The organism is Vreelandella sp. V005 (genome assembly GCF_052645115.1).
Genome location: NZ_JBQXYA010000018.1, coordinates 1 through 1546, shown reverse-complemented (window position 1 = coordinate 1546; position 1546 = coordinate 1). Strand labels below are relative to the sequence as shown.

Here is a 1546-nt window from a genome sequence, read left to right as displayed (position 1 = left end):
ACTGTGACGCATCGTTTAAGGAGGTGATCCAGCCGCAGGTTCCCCTACGGCTACCTTGTTACGACTTCACCCCAGTCATGAACCACACCGTGGTGATCGCCCTCTTGCGTTAGGCTAACCACTTCTGGTGCAGTCCACTCCCATGGTGTGACGGGCGGTGTGTACAAGGCCCGGGAACGTATTCACCGTGACATTCTGATTCACGATTACTAGCGATTCCGACTTCACGGAGTCGAGTTGCAGACTCCGATCCGGACTGAGACCGGCTTTAAGGGATTCGCTGACTCTCGCGAGCTCGCCGCCCTTTGTACCGGCCATTGTAGCACGTGTGTAGCCCTACCCGTAAGGGCCATGATGACTTGACGTCGTCCCCACCTTCCTCCGGTTTGTCACCGGCAGTCTCCTTAGAGTTCCCACCATTACGTGCTGGCAAATAAGGACAAGGGTTGCGCTCGTTACGGGACTTAACCCAACATTTCACAACACGAGCTGACGACAGCCATGCAGCACCTGTCTCTGCGTTCCCGAAGGCACCCCGGAATCTCTTCCGGGTTCGCAGGATGTCAAGGGTAGGTAAGGTTCTTCGCGTTGCATCGAATTAAACCACATGCTCCACCGCTTGTGCGGGCCCCCGTCAATTCATTTGAGTTTTAACCTTGCGGCCGTACTCCCCAGGCGGTCGACTTATCGCGTTAACTTCGCCACAAAGTGCGCTAGGCACCCAACGGCTGGTCGACATCGTTTACGGCGTGGACTACCAGGGTATCTAATCCTGTTTGCTACCCACGCTTTCGCACCTCAGTGTCAGTGTCAGTCCAGAAGGCCGCCTTCGCCACTGGTATTCCTCCCGATCTCTACGCATTTCACCGCTACACCGGGAATTCTACCTTCCTCTCCTGCACTCTAGCCTGACAGTTCCGGATGCCGTTCCCAGGTTGAGCCCGGGGCTTTCACAACCGGCTTATCAAGCCACCTACGCGCGCTTTACGCCCAGTAATTCCGATTAACGCTTGCACCCTCCGTATTACCGCGGCTGCTGGCACGGAGTTAGCCGGTGCTTCTTCTGCGAGTGATGTCTTTCCTACCGGGTATTAACCGACAGGCGTTCTTCCTCGCTGAAAGTGCTTTACAACCCGAGGGCCTTCTTCACACACGCGGCATGGCTGGATCAGGGTTGCCCCCATTGTCCAATATTCCCCACTGCTGCCTCCCGTAGGAGTTCGGGCCGTGTCTCAGTCCCGATGTGGCTGATCATCCTCTCAGACCAGCTACGGATCGTTGCCTTGGTAGGCCTTTACCCTACCAACTAGCTAATCCGACATAGGCTCATCCAATAGCGGGAGCCAAAGCCCCCTTTCTCCCGTAGGACGTATGCGGTATTAGCCTGGGTTTCCCCAGGTTATCCCCCACTATCGGGCAGATTCCTATGCATTACTCACCCGTCCGCCGCTCGTCAGCATCCCGAAGGACCTGCTACCGCTCGACTTGCATGTGTTAGGCCTGCCGCCAGCGTTCAATCTGAGCCATGATCAAACTCTTCAGTTTA

The 1546-nt window shown here is 56.1% G+C and carries 1 rRNA gene; it reads right to left on the bottom strand.

Features of this window, described 5'->3' with window-relative positions:
* Positions 1-16: 16 nt before the first annotated feature.
* Positions 17-1545 (bottom strand): 16S ribosomal RNA (locus tag ACUN8H_RS18715).
* Between the last annotated feature and the right edge of the window lies 1 nt (position 1546).